This window comes from Pantoea sp. F_5 (assembly GCF_008631595.1).
In the GTDB taxonomy this organism is placed as follows: domain Bacteria; phylum Pseudomonadota; class Gammaproteobacteria; order Enterobacterales; family Enterobacteriaceae; genus Pantoea; species Pantoea gossypiicola.
Genome location: NZ_VWUO01000003.1, coordinates 63831 through 86396 on the forward strand (window position 1 = coordinate 63831; position 22566 = coordinate 86396).

Annotated in this window: 24 protein-coding genes and 1 other RNA gene; 8 read left to right on the forward strand and 17 right to left on the reverse strand. The window is 55.7% G+C overall.

The features are described from left to right. Positions 1-117 precede the first annotated feature (117 nt). Complete coding sequence (locus F3I44_RS04985; RefSeq protein WP_150013551.1) at positions 118-822, forward strand: pirin family protein; 705 nt, start codon at positions 118-120, stop codon at positions 820-822. 53 nt (positions 823-875) lie between these two features. On the opposite strand, the gene dolP is transcribed toward F3I44_RS04985, so the two are convergent. From dolP to F3I44_RS05005, 4 genes are read right to left on the reverse strand one after another with little or no spacing between them, the layout of a single operon-like run. Next, complete coding sequence (gene dolP / locus F3I44_RS04990; protein ID WP_150013549.1) at positions 876-1448, reverse strand: division/outer membrane stress-associated lipid-binding lipoprotein; 573 nt, start codon at positions 1446-1448, stop codon at positions 876-878. 14 nt (positions 1449-1462) lie between these two features. Further along, the gene (gene diaA / locus F3I44_RS04995) at positions 1463-2050 is read right to left on the reverse strand and encodes a DnaA initiator-associating protein DiaA (protein ID WP_003855538.1); all 588 of its coding nucleotides are present in this window, start codon (positions 2048-2050) and stop codon (positions 1463-1465) included. 14 nt (positions 2051-2064) lie between these two features. Then, positions 2065-2460, reverse strand: a complete 396-nt coding sequence (locus F3I44_RS05000; RefSeq protein WP_033784093.1) for a YraN family protein — start codon at positions 2458-2460, stop codon at positions 2065-2067. Then, complete coding sequence (locus F3I44_RS05005; RefSeq protein ID WP_150013547.1) at positions 2418-4448, reverse strand: penicillin-binding protein activator; 2031 nt, start codon at positions 4446-4448, stop codon at positions 2418-2420. The genes F3I44_RS05000 and F3I44_RS05005 overlap by 43 nt, the downstream gene beginning before the upstream one ends. Before the next feature lie 62 nt (positions 4449-4510). Here F3I44_RS05005 and rsmI point away from each other — a divergent pair, with 62 nt between their 5' ends. Both rsmI and rnpB read left to right on the forward strand, forming a co-directional pair. Continuing rightward, positions 4511-5377, forward strand: a complete 867-nt coding sequence (rsmI, locus tag F3I44_RS05010) for a 16S rRNA (cytidine(1402)-2'-O)-methyltransferase (RefSeq protein ID WP_150013545.1) — start codon at positions 4511-4513, stop codon at positions 5375-5377. 33 nt (positions 5378-5410) lie between these two features. Next, positions 5411-5789, forward strand: an RNA gene (rnpB, locus tag F3I44_RS05015) — RNase P RNA component class A. 295 nt (positions 5790-6084) lie between these two features. Here the strand turns inward: rnpB and F3I44_RS05020 are convergent. The 10 genes from F3I44_RS05020 to F3I44_RS05065 all read right to left on the reverse strand — a co-directional run bounded on the left by F3I44_RS05020 (position 6085) and on the right by F3I44_RS05065 (position 12851). Then, on the reverse strand, positions 6085-7059 hold the full coding sequence (locus F3I44_RS05020; RefSeq protein WP_150013543.1) for a glutathione S-transferase family protein: 975 nt from the start codon (positions 7057-7059) through the stop codon (positions 6085-6087). Between the two features lie 76 nt (positions 7060-7135). Then, positions 7136-7549, reverse strand: coding sequence for a DoxX family protein (locus tag F3I44_RS05025; protein WP_150013632.1), 414 nt, complete (start codon positions 7547-7549; stop codon positions 7136-7138). A 202-nt stretch (positions 7550-7751) separates the two neighbouring features. Beyond that, the gene (locus tag F3I44_RS05030) at positions 7752-8036 is read right to left on the reverse strand and encodes a YqjK-like family protein (protein ID WP_150013541.1); all 285 of its coding nucleotides are present in this window, start codon (positions 8034-8036) and stop codon (positions 7752-7754) included. Continuing rightward, the gene (locus tag F3I44_RS05035; RefSeq protein WP_150013539.1) at positions 8036-8431 is read right to left on the reverse strand and encodes a phage holin family protein; all 396 of its coding nucleotides are present in this window, start codon (positions 8429-8431) and stop codon (positions 8036-8038) included. Before F3I44_RS05035 ends, F3I44_RS05030 begins: the two co-directional genes overlap by 1 nt. Positions 8432-8433: 2 nt before the next feature. Continuing rightward, entirely contained in the window at positions 8434-8739 is a 306-nt protein-coding gene (locus F3I44_RS05040; protein ID WP_089414886.1) for a YqjD family protein, read from the reverse strand. A gap of 35 nt (positions 8740-8774) precedes the next feature. After that, the gene (locus F3I44_RS05045) at positions 8775-9149 is read right to left on the reverse strand and encodes a DUF1090 domain-containing protein (RefSeq protein ID WP_150013537.1); all 375 of its coding nucleotides are present in this window, start codon (positions 9147-9149) and stop codon (positions 8775-8777) included. A gap of 190 nt (positions 9150-9339) precedes the next feature. Next, on the reverse strand, positions 9340-9687 hold the full coding sequence (mzrA, locus tag F3I44_RS05050) for an EnvZ/OmpR regulon moderator MzrA (RefSeq protein ID WP_150013535.1): 348 nt from the start codon (positions 9685-9687) through the stop codon (positions 9340-9342). Beyond that, entirely contained in the window at positions 9687-10361 is a 675-nt protein-coding gene (locus F3I44_RS05055) for a DedA family protein (protein WP_098052313.1), read from the reverse strand. The genes mzrA and F3I44_RS05055 overlap by 1 nt, the downstream gene beginning before the upstream one ends. A gap of 322 nt (positions 10362-10683) precedes the next feature. After that, positions 10684-11460, reverse strand: coding sequence for a transcriptional regulator ExuR (gene exuR, locus F3I44_RS05060; protein ID WP_150013533.1), 777 nt, complete (start codon positions 11458-11460; stop codon positions 10684-10686). Positions 11461-11546: 86 nt separating this feature from the next. After that, entirely contained in the window at positions 11547-12851 is a 1305-nt protein-coding gene (locus F3I44_RS05065; RefSeq protein ID WP_150013531.1) for an MFS transporter, read from the reverse strand. A gap of 399 nt (positions 12852-13250) precedes the next feature. Between F3I44_RS05065 and uxaC the strand changes: the two genes are divergently transcribed. From uxaC to F3I44_RS05090, 5 genes are all read left to right on the forward strand, one after another. Beyond that, complete coding sequence (uxaC, locus tag F3I44_RS05070; protein WP_150013529.1) at positions 13251-14666, forward strand: glucuronate isomerase; 1416 nt, start codon at positions 13251-13253, stop codon at positions 14664-14666. Positions 14667-14668: 2 nt separating this feature from the next. After that, a complete protein-coding gene (locus tag F3I44_RS05075; protein ID WP_150013630.1) occupies positions 14669-16117 on the forward strand; it encodes a tagaturonate reductase in 1449 nt (482 codons plus the stop codon). A 4-nt stretch (positions 16118-16121) separates the two neighbouring features. Then, on the forward strand, positions 16122-17612 hold the full coding sequence (locus F3I44_RS05080) for a UxaA family hydrolase (protein ID WP_150013527.1): 1491 nt from the start codon (positions 16122-16124) through the stop codon (positions 17610-17612). A gap of 276 nt (positions 17613-17888) precedes the next feature. After that, positions 17889-18128 carry a type II toxin-antitoxin system CcdA family antitoxin gene (locus F3I44_RS05085; protein WP_150013525.1) on the forward strand — a complete coding sequence of 80 codons (240 nt, stop codon included), beginning with the start codon at positions 17889-17891 and terminating at the stop codon, positions 18126-18128. Next, the gene (locus F3I44_RS05090) at positions 18128-18436 is read left to right on the forward strand and encodes a CcdB family protein (protein ID WP_150013523.1); all 309 of its coding nucleotides are present in this window, start codon (positions 18128-18130) and stop codon (positions 18434-18436) included. The genes F3I44_RS05085 and F3I44_RS05090 overlap by 1 nt, the downstream gene beginning before the upstream one ends. 341 nt (positions 18437-18777) lie before the next feature. On the opposite strand, the gene sstT is transcribed toward F3I44_RS05090, so the two are convergent. From sstT to F3I44_RS05105, 3 genes are all read right to left on the reverse strand, one after another. Further along, complete coding sequence (gene sstT, locus F3I44_RS05095; RefSeq protein ID WP_033784084.1) at positions 18778-20010, reverse strand: serine/threonine transporter SstT; 1233 nt, start codon at positions 20008-20010, stop codon at positions 18778-18780. A 235-nt stretch (positions 20011-20245) separates the two neighbouring features. Continuing rightward, the gene (locus F3I44_RS05100) at positions 20246-21214 is read right to left on the reverse strand and encodes a TerC family protein (RefSeq protein ID WP_150013521.1); all 969 of its coding nucleotides are present in this window, start codon (positions 21212-21214) and stop codon (positions 20246-20248) included. A gap of 256 nt (positions 21215-21470) precedes the next feature. After that, a complete protein-coding gene (locus F3I44_RS05105; protein WP_150013519.1) occupies positions 21471-22457 on the reverse strand; it encodes a Gfo/Idh/MocA family protein in 987 nt (328 codons plus the stop codon). Positions 22458-22566: the final 109 nt, after the last annotated feature.

Genomic DNA, 22566 nt, shown 5'->3' on the forward strand with positions numbered 1-22566 from the left:
TCAGGAAATTTGAACATGCCGGGCAGATTAACTGGCTAACAATCCGGCGTCCAGACTTTTACCATGGGTGCATAAAGTCCGTGGCCGATCCTTGTCACCGGATGCCGGAGGTAAATAATGATAACGACACGCAGTGCGTCCGCCTGTGGTCAGGCCGATTTCGGCTGGTTGCAGGGCCGCTACAGTTTCTCTTTTGGCCACTATTTTGATCCCAAACTGATGGGTTACGCGTCGCTGCGCGTACTGAACCAGGAAGTGCTGGCACCGGGTGCCGCTTTTCAGCCGCGCACTTATCCTCAGGTCGATGTGCTGAACATCGTGCTGCAGGGTGAAGCTGAATACCGCGACAGCGAAGGCAACACCATCAGCGTGCGTGAAGGGGAAGCGCTGCTGCTCTCTGCTCAGCCCGGAGTGAGTTACACCGAAATTAATCTGAGCAAAGAGCGCCCGCTGACACGCATGCAGCTCTGGCTGGCCGCCTGTCCGGAGCGTGAAAATCTGCGGATGCAGAAAATAGCCCTGACGGAAGGCCGCGTGTCTCAGCTAATCGCCTCGCCGGATGGCGTGGACGACAGTCTGCAACTGCGTCAGCAGGTGTGGATCCACCAGATCGAGCTGGCACCGGGCGAACATTACTCGCTGCCGATACAGGGGCCACGAGCCTATCTGCAGTCGATTCATGGTTCGCTGGAGGCGATGTCCGGCACGGATCATCAGGAGAAGCTGGGCTGTGGCGATGGTGCCTTTTTACAGGAAGAGAAGCAGTTGCAGCTGACCGCAAAAACCGCGACCCGCGCGCTGGTTATCGACATTCCGGTCTGAAAATCGGGCAATAAAAAAGGCGGCCAGGGCCGCCTTTTTTGCGTTATTACCGGTTACTTCAGCATGGTGAAGGCCGTAGTGACGTGCTTCACGCCACTAACACGGCTGGCAACATCCGCCGCGGCCTGCGCTTCCTGTTGCGTTACCAGACCCAGCAGGAACACTTCGCCATTCTCGGTCGTCACTTTCACGTTGGAGGATTTCACCTGATCGCTGCCCAGCAGCTGCGAGCGGATTTTAGTGGTAATCCAGGTGTCGGACGACGTGGTGCCCAGCGTCACTTTCTGGCCGATACGGATCTCGTTATAAACTTCGGTTGCGCCATCGACGCCCATGGTGATCTGTTTGGCACGATTGGCGATCTCCTGCGAAGGTGCCTGACCGGTCAGCAGCACTTTGCCCTGATAAGCCGTGGCGATGACGCGTGCATCGGTTTTAATCTGCTGATCTTTCGCCAGCGCGTTAGTGACGCGCAGCTCCAGGGTGCCGTCATCAACCTGCGTACCTACCGAGCGGGGGTCGGTCGCCGTTTTGGTGGCAACGGCTGCGCCGCCAGCCACAACCGCAACACAGCCCTGCAGCAGCATGGCGGTTAACAGAATAGCTACAGCATTCAATGCTTTCATTCGTGCTCCTTCGGTCATTCCTGATGGGGAAAGAGAGTGTTATCGATCAGATCGCATAAGCAATTTACGGTGAGCATATGCATCTCCTGAATACGGGCGCTGCGGTGCGACGGAATGCGGATTTCCACATCCTGCGGCCCCAGCAGTCCGGCGAGCTCTCCGCCATCATACCCGGTCAGCGCAACGATAGTCATATCGCGTGTTACCGCCGCTTCGACGGCCTTAACGATATCGCGGGTGTTGCCCCGGGTTGAGATAGCCAGTAATACATCGCCTGCGTGTCCCAGTGCGCGCACCTGCTTGGCATAAATTTCGTCATGCAGACGGTCGTTACCAATCGCGGTCAGCATCACGTTGTCTGCACTTAAGGCCAGCGCCGGTAAGCTGGGGCGTTCGGTCTCAAAACGGTTGATCATGCTGGCGGCGAAGTGCTGGGCATTGGCGGATGAAGCGCCGTTACCACAGCTCAGGATTTTATTGCCATTCAGTAGCGACTGCACCAGCGTCATGGCCGCGCGTGAGATAGCATCGGGCAACGCCTCGGCTGCGGCAATCTGGGTTTGAATACTTTCGGTAAAACACGCTTTAATTCTTTCCTGCACACGACCACCTGGTTCTAAACGTCTGCATTAAAGGCATTCGGCAGCCACTCGAGCGCCGTGCCGGTAATGGCGATGATGTCGAAACGGCAATTCACTGTTTCAAAACTGCCGCCGCGTTGCGCCAGCCAGAGAGCGGCAGCGCGCAGCAGCTTTTGTTGTTTATTCCGGGTAACGCTGGCGAGTGCGCCACCATAACGCGCATCGCGCCGGTAGCGAACTTCAACAAACACCCAACAGTGCCCGTCACGCATAATCAGGTCAAGTTCACCATTACGAAAGTGAACATTGCTGGCGACCCATATCAGGCCTGCCTGCTCCAGATAGCGCCGGGCATCTTCTTCATGCCCGGCACCAATCTGACGGCGATTTAGTTGGCCGGTGCGATTTCGCCCCGACGATACTGGTTCCATGTCAACTTCCTGTTGATCACACAATCCGTGTCGGCGCTGAGCTTGCCGGTATTGCCATCCAGCGTGAAGCCAGGAGACTGACGCATCTGGTTGAAGTGATTCGCCAGCGTCCAGGCATCCATACCCATGGCATAGAGACGCACCAGTGAGTAGTCATTATTGAATGACTTCGACGTCTGCTGCATCAGGCCAGGGTTGCTGCCGGAGAGCAGCGGAATATCGCTGAACTGCAGGCCATCCATTTCCAGGCGGAAGTCCGGGCCGGCACCGGCCTGCGCGCTGCGCGAGCTGGCATAGAGCGAAATGTTGCTGCGACTGCCGGTGCGCATGGCGATCATAGGTTTGATCAGCTGCAGTTCATCCTGCGTAGAGACGATGTAGACCGCATCGACGCCGCCACCGCTGCTGGTGCTGACCACATCTGGCGTGCTCTGTTGTGGTGCCGGAATGGTCAGGCCTGCAATCGAAACACCCTGCGGTTCGGCAGGTGCTGTGTTCACAGGCGTACCCGATAAGCTGATGCCCGCACCGCTGTTGATGCCCTGTTTCAGCTCAGATGTCGAGCCAAAGCGTTGCTGCATGACGGTGCTGCCACCCAGCGTCTGCCACTCCTGAGCAAAAGCGTTGGTCACGCGATCGCCCAGTCCGCTGCGCGGCACCAGCAACAGCGGCTGGCGTTTGCCCTGATCCCAGATATGGTGCGCGGCATCGCGCGCTTCGTCTTCAGGAGAAAGCGCAAAGTAGCAGATATTCGGATGGTTCTGGATCTTCTCCGGCTCATTAAGCGCCAGCACGTTCAGTGGCGTCTGGCTGTTAGCGACCTTCTCAACGTTGCTCTTCAGCAGCGGGCCGACCACGATAGTCGCGCCATCCTGCTGAGCCTGTTGCATGACCTGCTCAATTGGCTGGCTGCTGGTGTCATAGACTTTGATCTGGGCGTTGCTGTCCGGTGCGGCTGCAGCTGGCTGGGACTCGGGCTGTGACTGAGGTTGGTTTGTGGTGTCAGCAGACTGCTGCGGCGCGCTGATGGGATCGGCCGCCGATCCCGCGGTGGCGGTAGGTTGCGTGCTGGCCGTCGCATCTGCAGCGGCTGGCTGGGCAGCAGCAGGCTGCGCGACCGGTGCGGAGACACCGTTCTTCGCATCGTTAAAACCTTTCTGAATCGCATTAGCGAATACCTGCGCCTGGCCGTTCAGCGGCAGCAACAGCGCGATGATGCTGGTAGAGGCTTTGGTGTAGTTCTGCATCTGGCTCAGCTGCGTCGGCAGCGTTTTGGCCGCCGGGTTCTGTGGATAGCGGGTCTGCCAGTCTTTGATGCCTGACTTCAGCATCTCCGCATCCTGGGCATTGGCACGCCAGACCGCGAGCAGATCGAGCCAGCCCTGCAGCACATTTTCGTCGGCATTAATCACCAGGTTGCTGGCCTCCTGTGGCGACATCTGCGTCAGTGTCTGCCAGGTGGCGTCAATGTTGGCCTGATGATCGGTGCCTTTCAGCAGCGGCTCCTGCGCAATATAGGTGCGCAGCAGTGAGAGTGAAGGGCGACCCTGGGCGCTGGCGATCTGCAGGCTGTAATAACGTGCCAGCTGATCCTGCGACAGCGAACCGGTTTTCACCTGTGCTAACAGGGGTTCAGCCTCTTTGGTTTTCTGCTGTGAAATCAGTAATTGCGCTTTCAGCAGCAGGGATTCCTGTTGCTGCGTCTCTGAGAGCTGCTGCGGTAACTGACTCAGTTGCTGAGTCGCTTCAGGATACTTTCCTTCCTTCAACAGGGCGCGGATTGCGAGTAATTGCCAGTCGGTCTTGCTATCATCGCTGCTTTGCTGCGCTTGCTGCAGATAGTAAGCGGAGCTGGCGGTGACTGGCCCCTGAATATTGACGGTTGAGGTTTGCGGCCCCTGACCGCTACATGCGGCTAAAATCAGCCCAGCAAGAATGACAGGCAGAAAGCGTCCTGCTTTATGACGAACGACTTTTGAAGGAAGCATACTGTATCCAGTGATGTTTTTTTCAAGATGCTCAATATTAAATCGGCAATTCGGATGAAACAATGAAACAACTCGATCGGGCAGAGATTTCTGCCAGCACGCTCTACATCGTTCCAACCCCGATTGGTAATTTGGGTGATATCACCCAGCGGGCGCTGACGGTGCTTTCGAGCGTCGATCTGGTCGCTGCGGAAGATACACGTCATACCGGGCTGTTGCTACAACATTTCGCCATCAATGCGCGACTCTTCTCACTTCATGACCACAACGAGCAGCACAAGGCTGAACTGCTGTTAACGAAGCTGAAGGAGGGTCAAAGCATAGCCTTAGTTTCTGATGCTGGCACGCCGCTAATCAACGATCCGGGCTACCATCTGGTGCGTCGCTGCCGTGAAGCGGGCATCCGCGTCGTGCCGCTGCCCGGTGCCTGTGCCGCCATTGCCGCGTTAAGTGCTGCAGGACTGCCATCCGATCGTTTCTGTTACGAAGGGTTTCTGCCCGCTAAAACCAAAGGCCGCTGCGATGCGCTGCGGGCACTGGTGCAGGAGCCACGCACGCTGATTTTCTATGAGTCGACCCATCGTCTGATCGACAGTCTGCAGGATATGGTGAGTGAACTGGGTGCTGAACGCTACGTTGTGCTGGCGCGCGAGCTGACCAAGACCTGGGAGTCAATTTATGGTGCTCCGGTTGGCGAACTGCTGGCCTGGGTTAAAGAAGATGAGAATCGCCGTAAAGGCGAAATGGTGCTGATTGTTGAAGGGCACAAGGTCGATGACGAAGACGCGTTACCGGCCGATGCGCTGCGTACGCTGGCGCTGCTGCAAAAAGAGCTGCCACTGAAGCGCGCGGCTGCGCTGACCGCTGAGATCCACAGCGTGAAGAAAAACGCCCTTTATAAGTATGCGCTGGAGCAGCAAGAGGCGTGACAAACGCTGGCGAATCGCCTATTATCCTGCGCCGAAGCTGACCAGACAGTCGCCGCTTTGTCGTCGTCCTCACTTGTGGGGAGACGGGCAGAGGGGAGGAAAGTCCGGGCTCCATAGGGCAGGGTGCCAGGTAACGCCTGGGAGGCGCAAGCCTACGACCAGTGCAACAGAGAGCAAACCGCCGATGGCCCAGAAATGGGATCAGGTAAGGGTGAAAGGGTGCGGTAAGAGCGCACCGCGCGACTGGCAACAGTTCGTGGCACGGTAAACTCCACCCGGAGCAAGGCCAAATAGGGGTTCACAAGGTACGGCCCGTACTGAACCCGGGTAGGCTGCTTGAGCCAGTGAGCGATTGCTGGCCTAGATGAATGACTGTCCACGACAGAACCCGGCTTAACGGTCAGCTTCGACTTTTTACTAAAAACCCCGCTTCGGCGGGGTTTTTGCTTTTTGGGCTCTGTGCGGGCAGCGATGAATGACTGTCCACGACACATATTCTTATATAAGAGTGCGATGGATGATTAGCTTTGAGATCGCGCACGCGCAGGAAACAGGGTCAGATCGGAAAGTCGCTTAAGCCAATCCCTGGCCGCTCGGCCCGCGCCGTCCATGGCGCGGGACGCTTTCCTCTTCTGACCCTGTTCCCAGCGTGTTGAGTTGGTTATTGCGACCAGATTCAGGTTGAGGAAGCTAACAACAGAGAGGCTTTAGCCGCGGCCGTGCGGCTCATCCCAGTCAAACGCCGGGCCCAGCGAAATCACGCCATTCGGGTTGATGGTCTTGTGGCTGCAGTAGTAGTGATGGCGGATATGCGGCAGGTTGACCGTCTCAGCAATGCCCGGCATCTGATAGATATCACGCAGGAAACCGCTGAGGTTTCTGTAGTCACCGATCCGGTGACGATCGCATTTGAAGTGGGTCACATAGACCGGATCAAAGCGCACCAGCGTGGTCCACAAGCGAAGATCCGCTTCGGTCAGCTGATCGCCAGTGAGGTAGCGATGCTGGCCCAGGATCTGCTCCAGCCGCGACAACGAATGGAACAGCGCCGTGACGGACTCATCGTACGCGGATTGCGACGTGGCGAAGCCTGACTTATAGACGCCGTTGTTCACGGTGTCGTAGATCCAGCCATTCAGCTCATCAATCTTTTTGCGCAGCGCTTCGGGATAGTAGTCACCGGCACGGGCACCCACTGCATCAAACGCACTGTTGAACATGCGGATGATATCCGCCGACTCATTGCTGACGATAGTATTCTGCTGTTTGTCCCACAATACCGGCACGGTCACGCGACCACTGTATTGCGGATCGGCGTGCAGATAGAGCTGATAGAGGAACTCATTCTGGTAGAGCTTATCGCCAGTGGCATCCTGAAAAGTATCATCGAAGGTCCAGCCGTTCTCCAGCATCAGCGGATGCACCACGGAGACGTCGATCATGTTATCCAGACCTTTCAACTGACGCATCAGCAGCGTGCGGTGCGCCCAGGGGCAGGCCAGCGACACATAGAGATGATAGCGATCGCGCTCAGCGGCAAATCCCGCTTTACCTACCGGACCGGCGCTGCCATCCGGCGTTACCCAGTTGCGAAAAGCCGATTCTGAACGTTTGAAACGTCCGCCGGTAGATTTGGTGTCGTACCAGGTGTCATGCCAGACACCGTCAATTAACTGTCCCATAATGGCTCCAATGCAAACAGGGCGGGGAAATGTCCCCGCCCTGTTAAGTATATGTGTCAATACGCTTTATGTGAGACTAGCGCGCAATTGCTGCCTGTGGTTTTCTTTTGCTGATCAGGCGATCAAGGCTGTATGCACCTGGGCCCACCAGACCTAACACCAGGAAACCACCGGCGATAGAGAGGTTCTTCATGAACATCAGCTGGTTTACGCCTTCTGCGAAGTTACTGTGAAACAGAAACGCGGTCAGGATAGTAAAGCCGGCGGTGAACAGGGCAGTAAAACGGGTCAGGAAACCGAACAGAATCGCCAGACCGCCGCCAAACTCCAGCAGGATAACCAGCGGCAGCATAAAGCCAGGGACGCCCATCGCTTCCATATATTGCTGAGTACCTGCATAACCGGTGATTTTGCCCCAGCCAGCCGTAATGAACAGGATTGGCATCAGGATGCGAGCCACTAATAAACCAACGTCTTCGAATTTTTTCATCATTTACTCCAGCGCTATCAGGGATGCAGGGCAAGCTGCCCGCAGGGTTTATGCCCGCTGAAAGCAGTTCTGCATTCATTGGGTTGATAGCTGGAGATGATAATCGCGGCGTGGAAAGGTTGTAAGCGAGATATACTGTCAGTGTTCTTCAGAAATTCTGAAGAAGAAAAGCCGGCCTTTTCAGGACCGGCTTTAAGCAGGATTAACGCGGGGGCAGAGCAGACTTGATCATGCGCCAGGTGCTCCAGGCACCGAATCCCCGCTTAGCCCAGCGCAACAGCTTGTTGGGACTGCGAATGGAGTAAACAGCCAGGGCGCTGCTGCCGATGGCCAGATAGCGACGTAAGCTGAGGAAAGTAAACCAGCCGCGATCGTAGTGGGCGGTGCCTTCCAGCCAGTCACGCCGCGCAGCGCTTAAATCCAGCCGCTGCTGCTGCACATGCTTAAGCAGTTCATGGATGCGTTCTTCACGCTCGCGGCGGCTCATCAGCGCTGGTCCTCAAGCAAATTCCGATCTGTTTCCAGCTCTTTGCGCGTGTGGCGCAACAGCGTGGACTGACGTGATTTGTGAAGCGTCCAGAGCCCGAAAATAACCGCCAGCAAAAACAGCGTACCGGTCGTGATGCCAATCGCCATCAGACGATATTGTGCATCCACTGCCCAGATAATCAGAACCATCAGGCTCATCAGACCAAATGCAGTGAACAACATGGTCAGGCCAATCATCAACAGCATCTGTATCAGATTCGCTTTCTCATGCTCCAGTTCCACCACTGCCAGACGAACGCGTGTCTCAACCATGCCAACCAGGGTGGTAACGATACGCTGGCCGATGTTAATGGCCCCTCTAGCCGGGCCGTGGTTCTGCTGTGAGTCAGCCATGGTTAGCGACGCGAAATGAGCATGCCGAGTGCGACGCCAATCGCTGCACCGATACCCACACCATGCCATGGATTTTCACGCACGTAGCCTTCGGCTTTCTGCGCGGCTTCGCGCGTAGTTGCAGCGATGCGTTCGCCTGATTCGCCCAGACGCTCACGAGAGCTATCCAGCGCCACACGCGCTTTATTGCGAAGTTTATCCAGCTCGCCTTTGGATTTTTCGGTGCTGCTGCTCAGCACTTCTTCCAGGGTATCGGCAAGGTTTTTCAGTTCAGCACGCAAATGTTCCGATGATGTGTCTTTTGACATAAAATACTCCTTTAACATCAGTTGGTTAATTCCGATTAATAGGGCTCCGCCTGTAACTTTTTCAGCTCCCGGCGCGCTTCATCCAGTTTTTGTTGTCGCCTGGCAGTCTTCTCCCTGTCATGGCCCTCTTCACGCTCTTTCCTGAGTGCGTGCTCACGCTCCGCCACTTTCTGCTTCTGAGCATTAATTCTTTCCAGATGGGCCGCTTCCAGCTTTTTATCACTGCAATCAGCCCGGACTTCGGTCAGGGCGCGCTCCAGGCCGTTAACCCGGCGCTGGTTGTTATGCTTCTGTGCCATCCCGATTTCACGCTGAATATCCTGCTCTTTTTGTTCACAAAGCGATTCTGCCGCCAGCAGCGAACCAGACAGCGAAAGCAGCGCGACGCCCAGTAATACTTGATATTTCATCGGTCCTGAACCTTCCATTGCGACCTGATTGCTCATCATACGCGTAATGTTATGCCTGCGGATGCTAAGAATCGATTCTCAGTTAAGCATAGACATCGATAGTAAAAAGTTCAAAGAAGACCGGGAGATAGAGCGCCTTTCAGACCGCCACATCCTGTCGCGGCGGCCTGAAAGCAAAGAGAGGGGCTGATTACGCCAGAGAGAGGTGCTGAGCGTGATCGTGCTGGGCCACGATAAAGCCCTGCGGCAACAGGCGGCGCAATACCTTTTGTGCGGCCAGACTCTGCTCTTCGCTGTCAAAATGGATAATCAGTGCGTCACCCGCAGGAGTAATGCTTTTGATACGAATACCCTGCGCGCTTAATTGCTGATAGAGATAAAAGCCATCAGGCAGCGTTGCGCCAGCATGAGAAACCCGAATCTGCACGACTGTCTCGTGCTGCATCAGAGGAGGAACCACAGAAAGCGCGGTCAGCGCAAGCGCGCCAGCAATCAACCACGGTATCCACCGTTTAGGAATAGCCTGCAGCAGTTTCATTACTCGGCTTTCCCGTTCTGATTCGCCTGACGCTTACGCCATAACACGACCAGCGATCCCACCAGACCAAAGACCAGCAACGCCAGTGGCAGCATCATCAGGAAGAACATCATCTCATCTTCGTAACGACGGAAAATGGGGGTTTTACCCAGCGCAAAGCCGATAACGGTCAGAATGACCACCCAGAGGAAAGCACTCACCCAGTTGAAGAACTGAAAGCGGGCATTACTGAGGCCTGATAACCCGGCGATGGTCGGCAGTAGCGTTCGCACAAAGGCGATAAAGCGGCCTATCAACAGGGCAGACAGACCATGGCGATGGAACAGACTGTGCGCGCGTAGATGATACTGGGCGGGAAGGTGAGAGAGCCATTTCTGTACCGTGGGCGTATTGCCCAGCCAGCGGCCCTGAATGTAGCTCACCCAGCAGCCAAGGCTGGCTCCGGTGGTTAAAACCAGAATCGTTAACGGGAAACTCATGGTGCCTTTGGCAATCAGAACGCCGACCAGAATCAGCAGACTGTCACCTGGCAGAAATGCGGCAGGAAGAAGACCATTTTCTAAAAACAAAATCATAAACAGCACGCCGTAAATGGCCCATACCAGCGTGGGGTCAGAGAGAGTTTCGTAGTCCTGTTGCCACAGGGCATGCAGCAACGCTTGCAAAATATCCATCAATCATTCCTGAACATCATTGTTAAACATGTCCCACAGGGACTTAAACGCAGACTGGCATGTCGTTATAAATTTTAGGAGCGCAGCCTGGCGGGGTTTTCCGGATCCTTCCAGAATTGATTGTTAAATCAGCGACTTTATAAAACCCTGTCGCAAAGGGTAATAAAAGGGCGATAACTGTAACAAAAATCGCCTGTCTGAGACAGGAAAACTCTCTGGCAAACAGGAGTTTTACCTTGTGAAACGGCGTGTAAAAAGGAGCTTTACATGACCTGACACTATTGCAGATTAACTGACCATCTCAGGGTCTTTTCAGGCATTTTTAGCGGGCGTTATTGGACCCATCAGGCAGGATGACCGGATTTTCACCAAACATGTAACGATCCACGTTAAATTCAAAATCATCCGCCGTCGCGTTAAACAGCATCTGCTTAGTATTTTCCAGATGTTGCCACATTGCCAGTTTGCTGGCGGCAGGATCTTTACGCATCAGGGCTTTAAGAATCTGATCGTGGTCGTCGCACCAGCTGAGAATGCTGCGCTGGTCGATATGTTCGTGAAGTTTAAGCCAGTAGGGATTGTGCAGACGATGCAGCCACATTTTTTCAACGATGGCGGCTAAGGCACTGTTCTGGGTGGATTGTGCAATTCGCACATGAAACTGCATGTCCCATTCGGAGTCGCGGAAGTGATCCTCCTGGCGGGCTTTTTCCTGGATCGCCATCAGATCGATAATGTCCTGACGCGTTACCTGGGTGGCAGCGAATTCCGCCACGTTACTCTCAATCAGCTGGCGCGCCTGCAGTAATTCAAACGGACCAAAAGTGGCAAACTCAAGCTGGCTGCTGGTGGCGGCGATGCGGTTCTGCTGCTGGCTGGCGATAACATGAATGCCCGATCCTTTGCGAACCTCAACATAGCCTTCAACTTCCAGCATGATGATCGCTTCGCGGACGACGGTGCGGCTCACTTCCATCTCTTCGGCAATCAGGCGCTCTGCAGGCAATTTTTCACCCACCGGGTAGATCCCGGTTTCAATGCGGCTTTTCAGCTCGCTGGCAAGCTGTTGATAGAGTCGACGGGATTCAGTGATGTCCATTGCACAATCCTGGTAGCAGACAGATAAGTTGTTATACCACTTCAGGGCGTGCGAGGAAATGGGCTGGTGTAAGCCAGCCCGGCGGGTTAACTGCGAACGGCGCTGGCTGGCGTAATAACCGCTTCAGTATTCAGCTCTGCAACAGGTTTATTTTTCAGGACCGTCCAGATAACGACAGCACCCAGCAGATCGAACACTGCCAGCGCGGCAAAGAGCGGGCTGAAGCCCAGCTTATCGGCCAGGGCACCGACAACCAGCGCAAACATAGTACTGGCGGTCCAGGCGGCCATGCCGGTTAAGCCGTTAGCGGTCGCAACTTCATTGCGGCCGAAAACGTCTGACGACAGGGTGATGAGCGCGCCAGAGAGAGCCTGATGCGCAAAGCCGCCGATGCAAAGCAGACCGATGGCAACATAGGGACTGGTAAACAGCCCGATGGTGCCTGGCGCGATCATTAATACCGCACCCATTGTCACCACCATCTTGCGGGAGACGATCAGATTAACACCAAACCAGCGCTGAAACAGCGGCGGCAGATAACCACCCAGGATGCAGCCAAAATCCGCAAACAGCATCGGCATCCAGGCAAACATCGCAATCTCTTTCAGATTGAAGCCGTACACCTTGAACATAAACAGCGGAATCCAGGCGTTGAAGGTTCCCCACGCCGGTTCTGCCAGAAAACGCGGCAGCGCAATGCCCCAGAACTGGCGGTTGCGGATAATCTGCAGGGCCGACATTTTGCGGGTGTTGCCGGTCTGATGCTGCGCTTCCTGACCGGAGATAATATAGTCGCGCTCTTCATCGCTCAGCTTCTTCTGCTGTTTCGGGTGCTTATAGAACACCAGCCAGCAGAGTGCCCACGCCATGCTCAGCACACCGGTCATGATAAAGGCCATCTGCCAGCTATGCGCCACGATTGCCCAGACGACCAGCGGTGGAGCCAGCATCGCACCGATAGACGAACCGACGTTAAAGTAGCCTACCGCGACCGAACGCTCTTTGGCCGGAAACCACTCACTGCTCGCCTTCAGTCCGGCCGGGATCATCGCCGCTTCAGCCGCACCGACGGCACCCCGCGCCAGAGCCAGGCCGCCCCAGCTGCCCGCCATCGCCGTGGCAGCACAGAAGATCGCCCACAGTACGGCAAATACCGCGTAGCCGACTTTAGTGCCGAGCAGATCCAGCACATAGCCTGCTACCGGCTGCATCAGCGTGTAGCAGGCTGAATAGGCCGCAATGATGTAGGAGTACTGCTGCGTGGTGATATGCAGCTCTGACATTAATGTCGGGGCCGCCACAGCAATAGTGTTTCGGGTCAGATACCCTAACACCGTGCCGAGCGTCACCAGTCCAATCATGTACCAGCGTAACCCTTTGATCTTACGCATCCTCTACCTCTTCCAGTTCTGTATGCGGTTTTGCCGCTGTTGTTATCTGGAGCGGGACAGCACGTGATGCAGCTCTGCTCACGCCCGCAGGTTCTGTCTGAGCAACCCTGTTATGACCTTGCCATTATCTGAGTCACTAACGATCTCATGATGGAGCGAGAGCCTAACTTGTTATACAACTTTAAAAGTTGAGAGCCATCACAAAAACCCTTTCTGCGCTGTGGGATACTGGAAAACTGCGTAATGACAGCCATTTAGCGTGCTGCGGGCGACAGAAACGTCCATAACGGCAGTCAGTTACCGCCGTTTATGTGAACAGGCTCGCAAATAAATCCGTTATGTATCAAAATTGGTATGATAACTTTGAGCCTTCAGGGTTCAGTTGAAGAGGAAGCAGGTATGTCACGTTTCATGACCGAGGATTTTTTACTTGATAGCGAATTCGCCCGTCGTCTCTATCACGACTATGCAAAGGATCAGCCGATTTTCGACTATCACTGCCACTTACCACCGCAGCAGATTGCCGAAAATTATCGTTTCGCTAACCTTTATGACATCTGGCTGAAGGGGGATCACTACAAATGGCGGGCAATGCGCGCCAACGGTGTGGCTGAGGCGTTCTGTACCGGTAACGCCAGCGATCGTGAAAAATTTGACTCCTGGGCTCGCACCGTGCCGCACACCATCGGCAACCCGCTCTATCACTGGACCCACCTGGAATTACGCCGGCCTTTCGGCATCACCGATACGCTGCTTTCTGAGAAAACCGCCGACAGCATCTGGCATCGCTGCAATGAACTGCTGGCACAGGATAGCTTTACCACGCGCGGCATCATGCAGCAGATGAAGGTGAAAATGGTCGGCACCACCGACGATCCCCTGGATGATCTGCGCCATCACCGCGCGCTGGCAGACGATGCCAGCTTCAGTGTCAAGGTGCTGCCGAGCTGGCGTCCGGATAAGGCCTTTAATATCGAAGCCGAAACCTTCCTGCCGTGGATCGCGACGCTGGAGCAGCTGACCGACATCAGCGTGCAGCGTTTTGACGATCTGCGCCGTGCACTGCATCAGCGGCTGGATCACTTTGCGGATCACGGCTGTAAAGTCTCCGATCACGCGCTGGATGTCGTCTGTTATGCCGAGGCGGATGACGCCACGCTGGATGCAATCCTGGCGCGTCGTCGCAGTGGTGCCGCGCCAAACCCGCAGGAAACGGCCCAGTTTAAAACGGCAGTACTGGTCTGGCTGGGTAGCGAATATGCCCGCCGTGGCTGGGTGCAGCAGTATCATATTGGCGCACTTCGCAACACTAATCCGCGCCTGTATCAGCTGCTGGGGCCGGATGTGGGCTTTGATTCCATCAACGATCAGCCGCTGGCGGAACCGCTGGCACGGCTGCTGGGTGCGCAGAATCTCAATAACGCGCTGCCAAAAACCATTCTCTACTGCCTGAATCCGCGCGACAACGAAGTGCTGGCGACGATGGCGGGTAACTTCCAGGGCGAAGGCCAGGCGGGCAAAATGCAGTTCGGTTCAGCCTGGTGGTTCAACGATCAGCTGGATGGCATGCAGCGACAGATGACGCAGCTGGCGCAGATTGGCCTGCTCAGCCGCTTCGTCGGAATGCTGACCGACAGCCGCAGCTTCCTCTCCTACACCCGCCACGAATATTTCCGTCGGCTGCTGTGTCAGATGATTGGCCGCTGGGTGGAGCAGGGCGAAGCGCCAGCCGATGAAGCGCTGTTAGGCCAGATGGTACAGAACATCTGCTTCAACAATGCCCGCGATTACTTCGGCATCGAGCTGGGAGCCTGATGATGAAAAGGCTAAACCGCCACGACTTTCCGGGGGCACTCTATCGTGACCGGGTGATCCAGTTCGGCGAAGGCAACTTTTTGCGCGCCTTTATCGACTGGCAGATTGACTGGCTGAATGAACATCAGGGCACCGATGCCGGGATCGTGGTGGTGCGGCCACGCAACCGTGAAGTCAGCGACAGCCTGAATCAGCAGGATGGTCTCTACACCACGCTGATCCGCGGACTAAACGATCAGGGCGAGCAGGTCAGCGAAACACGGCTGATCCGCAGCGTTAACCGTGAAATCCAGCCTTGGCAGCAGTTCGGCGAATTTATGGCGCTGGCCCGTAATCCCGATCTGCGTATGGTCTTTTCCAACACCACTGAAGCGGGAATCGCCTTTGTCGGCACGGACCAGCTCACCGATCAGCCCGCCAGCAGCTTTCCCGGCAAACTGACGCAGCTGCTGTGGGGGCGCTATTCACACTTCAATGGGGCCAGCGATCGGGGCTGGCTGGTGGTGCCGTGCGAGCTGATTGACCATAACGGCGACACGCTGCGCGAGCTGGTGCTGCGCTATGCCGACCACTGGCATCTGCCATCCGAATTTAAAACCTGGATCCATCAGCACTGTGCATTTTACAACACGTTAGTGGACCGCATTGTCACCGGCTTCCCGGCGGAAAGTGAGCAGCTGCAACGTGAGCTGGGTTATGAAGATCGCTATCTGGTGGCGGGCGAAGTCTACTACCAGTTTGTGATTCAAGGGCCTTCGGCGCTGTTCAGCGAACTGAAGCTGGCGGCGCTGTCGCCACAGATCCGGCATGTGGATGATATTGCGCCCTATAAAGCGCAGAAAGTGGCCATCCTCAATGGTGCGCATACCGCGATGGTGCCGGTGGCGTATCTTGCCGGGATTGAAAGCGTCGGCGAGGCAATGGCCGATCCGATCATTGCCGGATTTGTCGATAACCTGCTGCGTCACGACGTGATCCCGACGCTGGATCTGCCCGCAAACGAACTGCACGCCTTTGCCGATGCGGTTCAGCGCCGCTTCCGCAATCCGTTTATCCGTCATGCGCTGCTATCGATTGCTCTCAACGGCATGACCAAGTTCCGCACCCGTCTGCTGACGCCACTGCTTGCCGCGCATCAGCAAACCGGCGAATGGCCGACACACATCACCTTTGCGCTGGCGGCGCTGATTGCTTTTTACCGCGGTGAGTCAGCCGGAAAAAACTGGCCATTACAGGATGAGCCGCGGTGGTTACAGCGCTACGCTGATGCCTGGAAAGCAGTTGATGCGGACCAGATGTCGCCGCAACAGCTGGTGCATGCTGTGCTCAGCGACGCGCAACACTGGGGCGAAGATTTAACCCGTCAGCCCGGACTGGCTGCGGTGCTCACCCAACACCTGCAAAATATCATCGCCTACGGAATGCGTGAGGCGCTGAGCCAACTGAGATAACGCTATGCAAGACGCAATTAAAATTGATCCCCGCGACAACGTCGCCGTGGCGTTACGTGACCTGGACGCGGGCACCACGATTGAGCTGCCGCCATTAAGCGTGGCGCTGCAACAGGCCGTGGGACGCGGGCATAAATTTGCCCTGCAGCCTATCGCGCAGGATGAGCTGGTGATCAAATATGGGCTGCCGATTGCCCATGCCACACAGCCTGTAGCCGCCGGTGAGGTCATCCATTCGCAGAACGCCCGTACTAATCTCAGCGATCTGGATCAGTATGCGTATCAGCCCGATTTTGCGACGCTGCCACCGCAGCCGGGTGATCGGGAGGTGCAGATCTACCGTCGTGCCAGTGGCGAAGTCGGCATCCGCAATGAGCTGTGGATCCTGCCGACCGTTGGCTGCGTCAACGGGATTGCACGTCAGATTCTGCAGCGTTTTCTGAAAGAGACCCAGGACGCAGAAGGCATTGACGGTGCATTCCTGTTCAGCCACACCTTCGGCTGCTCGCAGCTGGGGCAGGACCACGAAAACACCCGCACCATGCTGCAGAATATGGTGCGTCATCCCAACGCGGGCGCAGTGCTGGTGATTGGTCTTGGCTGTGAAAACAATCAGGTCGATGCCTTCAGGGACACCCTCGGCGCGTTTGAAAGCGACCGGGTCGACTTTATGGTCTGCCAGCAGCATGACGACGAAGTGGAAGCCGGGCTGGAACGTCTGCATGCGTTGTATGAAAAAATGCGGCATGACCGGCGTGAGCCGGGCAAGCTCAGCGAGCTGAAGTTTGGTCTGGAGTGCGGCGGTTCGGATGGTTTGTCTGGTATCACCGCCAACCCGTTGCTGGGGCGTTTCTCAGACCAGATGATCGCCAATGGCGGCACCACCGTGCTGACCGAGGTGCCGGAGATGTTTGGCGCAGAACGCATCCTGATGAGCCGCTGTCGCGACGAAGAGACCTTCGGCAAAACGGTGGCGATGATCAACGACTTTAAACAGTACTTTATCGATCATCAGCAGCCGATCTATGAGAACCCCTCACCGGGCAACAAAGCGGGCGGTATCACCACGCTGGAGGAGAAGTCGCTGGGCTGTACGCAGAAAGCGGGGCAGAGCCAGGTGGTCGATGTGCTGAAGTATGGCGAGCGGTTAAAAACGCCGGGGCTGAATCTGCTGAGTGCGCCGGGCAATGATGCGGTCGCTACGAGTGCGCTGGCCGGAGCCGGTTGCCACATGGTGCTGTTCAGTACCGGACGCGGCACGCCCTATGGAGGTTTTGTGCCGACGGTGAAGCTGGCGACCAACACGCCGCTGGCGGAGAAGAAACCGCACTGGATCGACTTTAATGCCGGACGGTTGATCGAGGGGATGAGCATGGAGGCGATGCTGGAAGATTTTGTCGACAGTATTGTGGCGATTGCCAGCGGTCAGCCGACCAACAACGAAAAGAACGATTTCCGCGAGCTGGCGATTTTCAAAAGCGGTGTAACGCTCTAAACAAAAACCACCCGCCAGAGTGCGGGTCGTTTCAAATCGTTGATAAAATCTGGCCGGTTGCAGGACCCATGCTTTGCGTTGTTCAAAAAATACTCATAGCGTTTTATCCGGGGGGCGGGCCGCTTTCCTGCTCTGCCCGTATTCCCTGCGCTTTAAGGCGAAGAGAATGTCAGACACAAAGGAACATCTTTTCGATCGCCTGGGCTCAATTTTCCTTGTTTGCGAGCTATTGATGTGCGTAGTCTACCCACATCAATACGCACGCTGGAGGTTTATATGGGTAAAGTATCCACAAAACCAACGAAAAACATCAACGTCACTATCGACACGAAACTGGCCCTGGAAGCGCGTGAAGCAGGGATTAACTTCTCTCAGACACTTGCTAAAGCGGTGCGCGCAGAGCTGAAATCTCTCGCAGCAGAACGCTGGAAACATGAAAACGCGGCAGCTATCGACTATCTGAACCAGCTCAGTGACGAGCATGGCCTTTTCTCTGACGAACACAGGACGTTCTGATGCAGTTTGACGTTTACAGGAACACCGGGAAGGCGGAGATATACCCATTAGTTTTGGACGTTCAGAGCGACATCATTGGCCGGCGGAAAACCCGGATGGCTATTCCTCTGTTCCCGCATGAGAACTACAAAGGGCCACGTGCTGACCGGCTAACGCCAATTCTGATCATAGAGGGTCAAAAATACGTGATGATGACCCACGAAATGGCGAGTGTACCGGAAAAGGCGCTACGAGAAGACGTGGAGAACATCAGCGGTCAGGCGGTGGTGATAAAATCTGCCCTCGATTTTCTGTTTGATGGTATCTGAAAACCTGACTGAAAGGGCTGGTTTTAAGACACATGTTAAACCATGTCGCGTTTATAACACCCTGAGGTGTCCGCCATTTGAAATCCTGCCCGCTTTAAAGGACGGGCAGTATACCAAAAACGTCAGGTCGCGCCCGGCTCCCCATTGCCGGTTGATTCAGGTATTTAAGCGACCTTCTTGTTATCGGCTTATCAGGCTGAAACAGGCGTAAGACCCAAATCAGAATTCAAAAATGTCATCAGTTATCGAATTCAGTCGGTACTGGTTCAGGCAAGGCGCAAAGGTTTACTGTGAGCCGTCCAGGGCTATATACCGACTAATCGTCTTTTTGTATTACTGAATCAGGCCCGACTGGTTTCGCGCTCCGCTTCTGCCTGACAGACGGCGGCGGTAAACAGAATATCGGTTGAGGAGTTCAGCGCGGTTTCCGCTGAATCCTGCAGAACGCCGATAATAAAGCCCACGGCCACCACCTGCATCGCCAGATCATTTGGAATACCAAACATGTTGCAGGCCACCGGGATCAGCAGCAGCGAACCGCCCGCCACGCCCGATGCGCCACAGGCACAGAGTGACGCCACCAGACTCAGCAGAATCGCGGTCGGCACATCAATGCTGATCCCCAGCGTATGCACCGCTGCCAGCGTCAGCACGGTAATGGTGATCGACGCACCCGCCATACTGATGGTCGCGCCCAGCGGAATCGACACCGAATAGGTATCCTCATCCAGATCCAGACGTTTCGCCAGTGCCATATTCACTGGAATGTTGGCGGCAGAACTGCGGGTAAAGAAGGCGGTCACGCCGCTTTCACGCAGGCAGGTGAAGACCAGCGGATAGGGGTTACGACGGATTTTCCAGAAGACCAGCAGCGGGTTCACCACCAGCGCCATCAGCACCATACAGCCCAGCAGCAGCGCCAGCAGATGGGCATATTGCCACAGCGCGCCAAAGCCGGTTGAGGCCAGAATCGACGCCACCAGACCAAAAATACCGACAGGCGCACAGCGGATGACGCAGCGCACCAGCCAGGTTACCGCCTCAGAGGCATCATTGAGAAAGGCACGGGTGCTGTCACTGCTGTGACGAAACGCCAGACCCAGGCCAATCGCCCACACCAGAATGCCGATATAATTAGCCTGCATCAGGGCCGTGATCGGATTCGACACCATGCTCATCAGCAGTCCGCGTAACACCTCAGTAATGCCGGAAGGGGGAACGATTTCCGTGCTGCCCACCGCCAGCGTCAGCGTCTGCGGGATCAGATGGCTGAAGACCACCGCGACGACCGCCGCGAAAAAGGTGCTCAGCAGATAGAGCATAATAATTGGCCGGATATTAGTCTTCTGGCCCTGCTGATGGTTAGCGATTGAGGCAATAACCAGTACCAGAACCAGCAATGGCGCAACCGCTTTCAGCGCACTGACAAACAGTTCACCCAGCAGACCGACCGCCAGCGCGGCATCGTGTGAAATCCAGGCGAGCGCCACACCGGCGATCAGCCCAATCATGATTTGCTTCACCAGGCTTCCGGCGAGCAGCGTGCCCAGACGTGCGGAGAGAGTTTTCTGCATAATATTTTCTATATTTTGTCGCGGATGTAGTTTCAGACGCGATGTTTTGCATCGGCTAAAACGGTTTGCCCGGCGGAGTATAAGGAAATGACAGGCTGAGAAAAGAGAAAGTTCTGTCGCTGTGGCACAGGTCAGGTTTTTATTATGCTGAATAGTGGAAGTGTGACAGAGAGATGAAATGGCGTGGCAGGCTGTCGCAAAATAAAACAGGGGCATCCGCTGCCCCTGCAGGTAATTATGGTGTGAGCTTTTTCTGGTCTCTTTTGCGGTTAACCCAGGCATTAATCAGCAGGGTAGACGCCAGAATGGCACCGACTACGCTCAGTGAGATTCCAACCGGGATATGGTAGAAGTCGACAATCAGCATCTTAAAGCCGATAAACACCAGCACAATCGCCAGGCCATACTTCAGCATAGAGAAGCGCTCTGCCACGTTCGCCAGCAGGAAGTACATGGCACGTAAACCCAGAATCGCGAACAGGTTTGAAGTCAGCACGATAAACGGGTCGGTCGTGACGGCGAAAATCGCCGGGATACTGTCGACGGCAAAGATCACGTCGCTGAGTTCCACCATGATCAGCACCAGCAGCAGCGGCGTTGCAAACAGCACGCCGTTTTTGCGGGTAAAGAACTTCTCGCCATCAAGGTCATCGGTCATGCGTAAATGCTTACGCAGCCAGCGCACCACCGGCTTATCACCTACCGCGCCGTCATCCTCTTTCGCCAGCGCCATTTTCACCCCGGTAAACAGCAGGAAGGCACCGAACACATAGAGGATCCAGCTGAACTGCGTGACCAGCCAGCTACCTGCGAAGATCATGATGGTACGCAGTACGATAGCGCCTAGTACGCCGTAGATCAGCACACGTCGCTGCAGGTTGGCCGGAATAGAGAAGTAGCTGAACAGCATCAGCCAGACGAAGACGTTATCCACCGCCAGCGCTTTTTCCAGCACGTAACCGGTCAGAAAGGCGAGCGTCTGCGTATTAGCCACTTCACGTCCTGCGCTGCCCTCGAGATACCACCAGAAGGCGGCGCTGAACAGCAGTGAGACGGAAACCCAGATCAGCGACCAGACAGCCGCCTGCTTGAAAGACATGGTCTGTGCGCCACGGCGTCCCTGCAACAGCAGGTCGATAGCCAGCATGATCAGCACCACAACCGCAAAGCTGCCCCACAGTAAAGGCGTACCCACAGTTTGCATATTCGTATCCTGTCTTAAAAAATAAAAAAACGGCTGAAGTCAGAAGACGTCAGCCGCTTATTTTTGTGTAAGCAAACCTCGCCTTCCGGCAAGGTCTCACTTACAACTCAGAAATGGATTCCGGGTTGCCTGATGACCGGATGCCTGTGCATCGTAGTGACGATCAATCAGCTTACAAGTTACTCCCCTTTGCAGGAAGGTAAGTTACGGTTTAGCCGCACAGGAAGCAACTCCTCGCAGACATATTTAGAAATATTTACACAGCAGTCTGATCGGCCGGGAAGATCACGCCGGTCTGACGGCGGATTTCGGTCAGCAGCGCGGCGGTAATGCGCGAAACCTCAAGTCCCGGATGGTCCACCTGGCGCTGCTCAACCAGCCGGGCAAACGCGGCCGCTTCGTACAGCATGGTGTTGATATGCTGCGGCTGACTCAGCGCCTGCTTTTCCGCACCGCGAGGGATAAAGGTCAGCTGCTGGCACTCCGATAGCTTTTCAATCACCAGTGCGCCCGCCTCACCCTGAATCTCGCTGGGCAGGCTGGAGTTACTCACTTTTGAATGCAGAATCGTTACGTCGAAATCGCCGTAGCTCAGCACGACGACGCCATGCGCATCCACGCCGCTCGCCAGCAATGTCGCGGTGGCCTGCACACTATCTGGCTCGCCCCACAGCGCCACCGCCGAGGCCAGGCAGTAATACCCGATATCCATCACCGAGCCATTCGACCAGCGCGGATCAAAGGTATTGGGGTTCTCGCCGTTGAGATAGCGCGGGTAACGTGAGGAGTACTGGCAGTAATTCAGCAGCGCTTTTCGCAGTTTACCCACGTCAGGCAGTGCCTGCTGTAGCCGCAGAAAATTCGGCAGGCTGGCGGTTTTAAATGCCTCAAACAGCACCACCTGATGCTCACGAGCGCAGGCGATCATCTTCTCTGCTTCGGCCAGATTCGAGGCCAGCGGTTTTTCGCAAATGACATGCTTGCCGTGCGACATAAACAGCAGCGCCTGCTCGCAGTGCAGGGCATTGGGACTGGCAAGATAGACCGCATCGATCGTTGGGCTGGCGGCCAGGGTGTCCAGTGACGTGAAGGTCTGTTTGCAGGGATAATCGGCGATAAAGGCGTCAGCCTGCTGCTGACTGCGTGAATAGACCGCGCAGAGCTTCATCGCCCCGGTTTCATGAGCGGCATCAATAAACTGGCGTGTAATCCAGTTTGTTCCCACAATGGCAAAACGAATCACGTCATCTCTCCGGCAGCGGTAAAGCGGCAGAGTAACATCTCACCGACGCGGTGCAAGCGCGCCGGGCAGGCAGGGATTGATCCTGCGATCCGCATTCCAATACTATGCG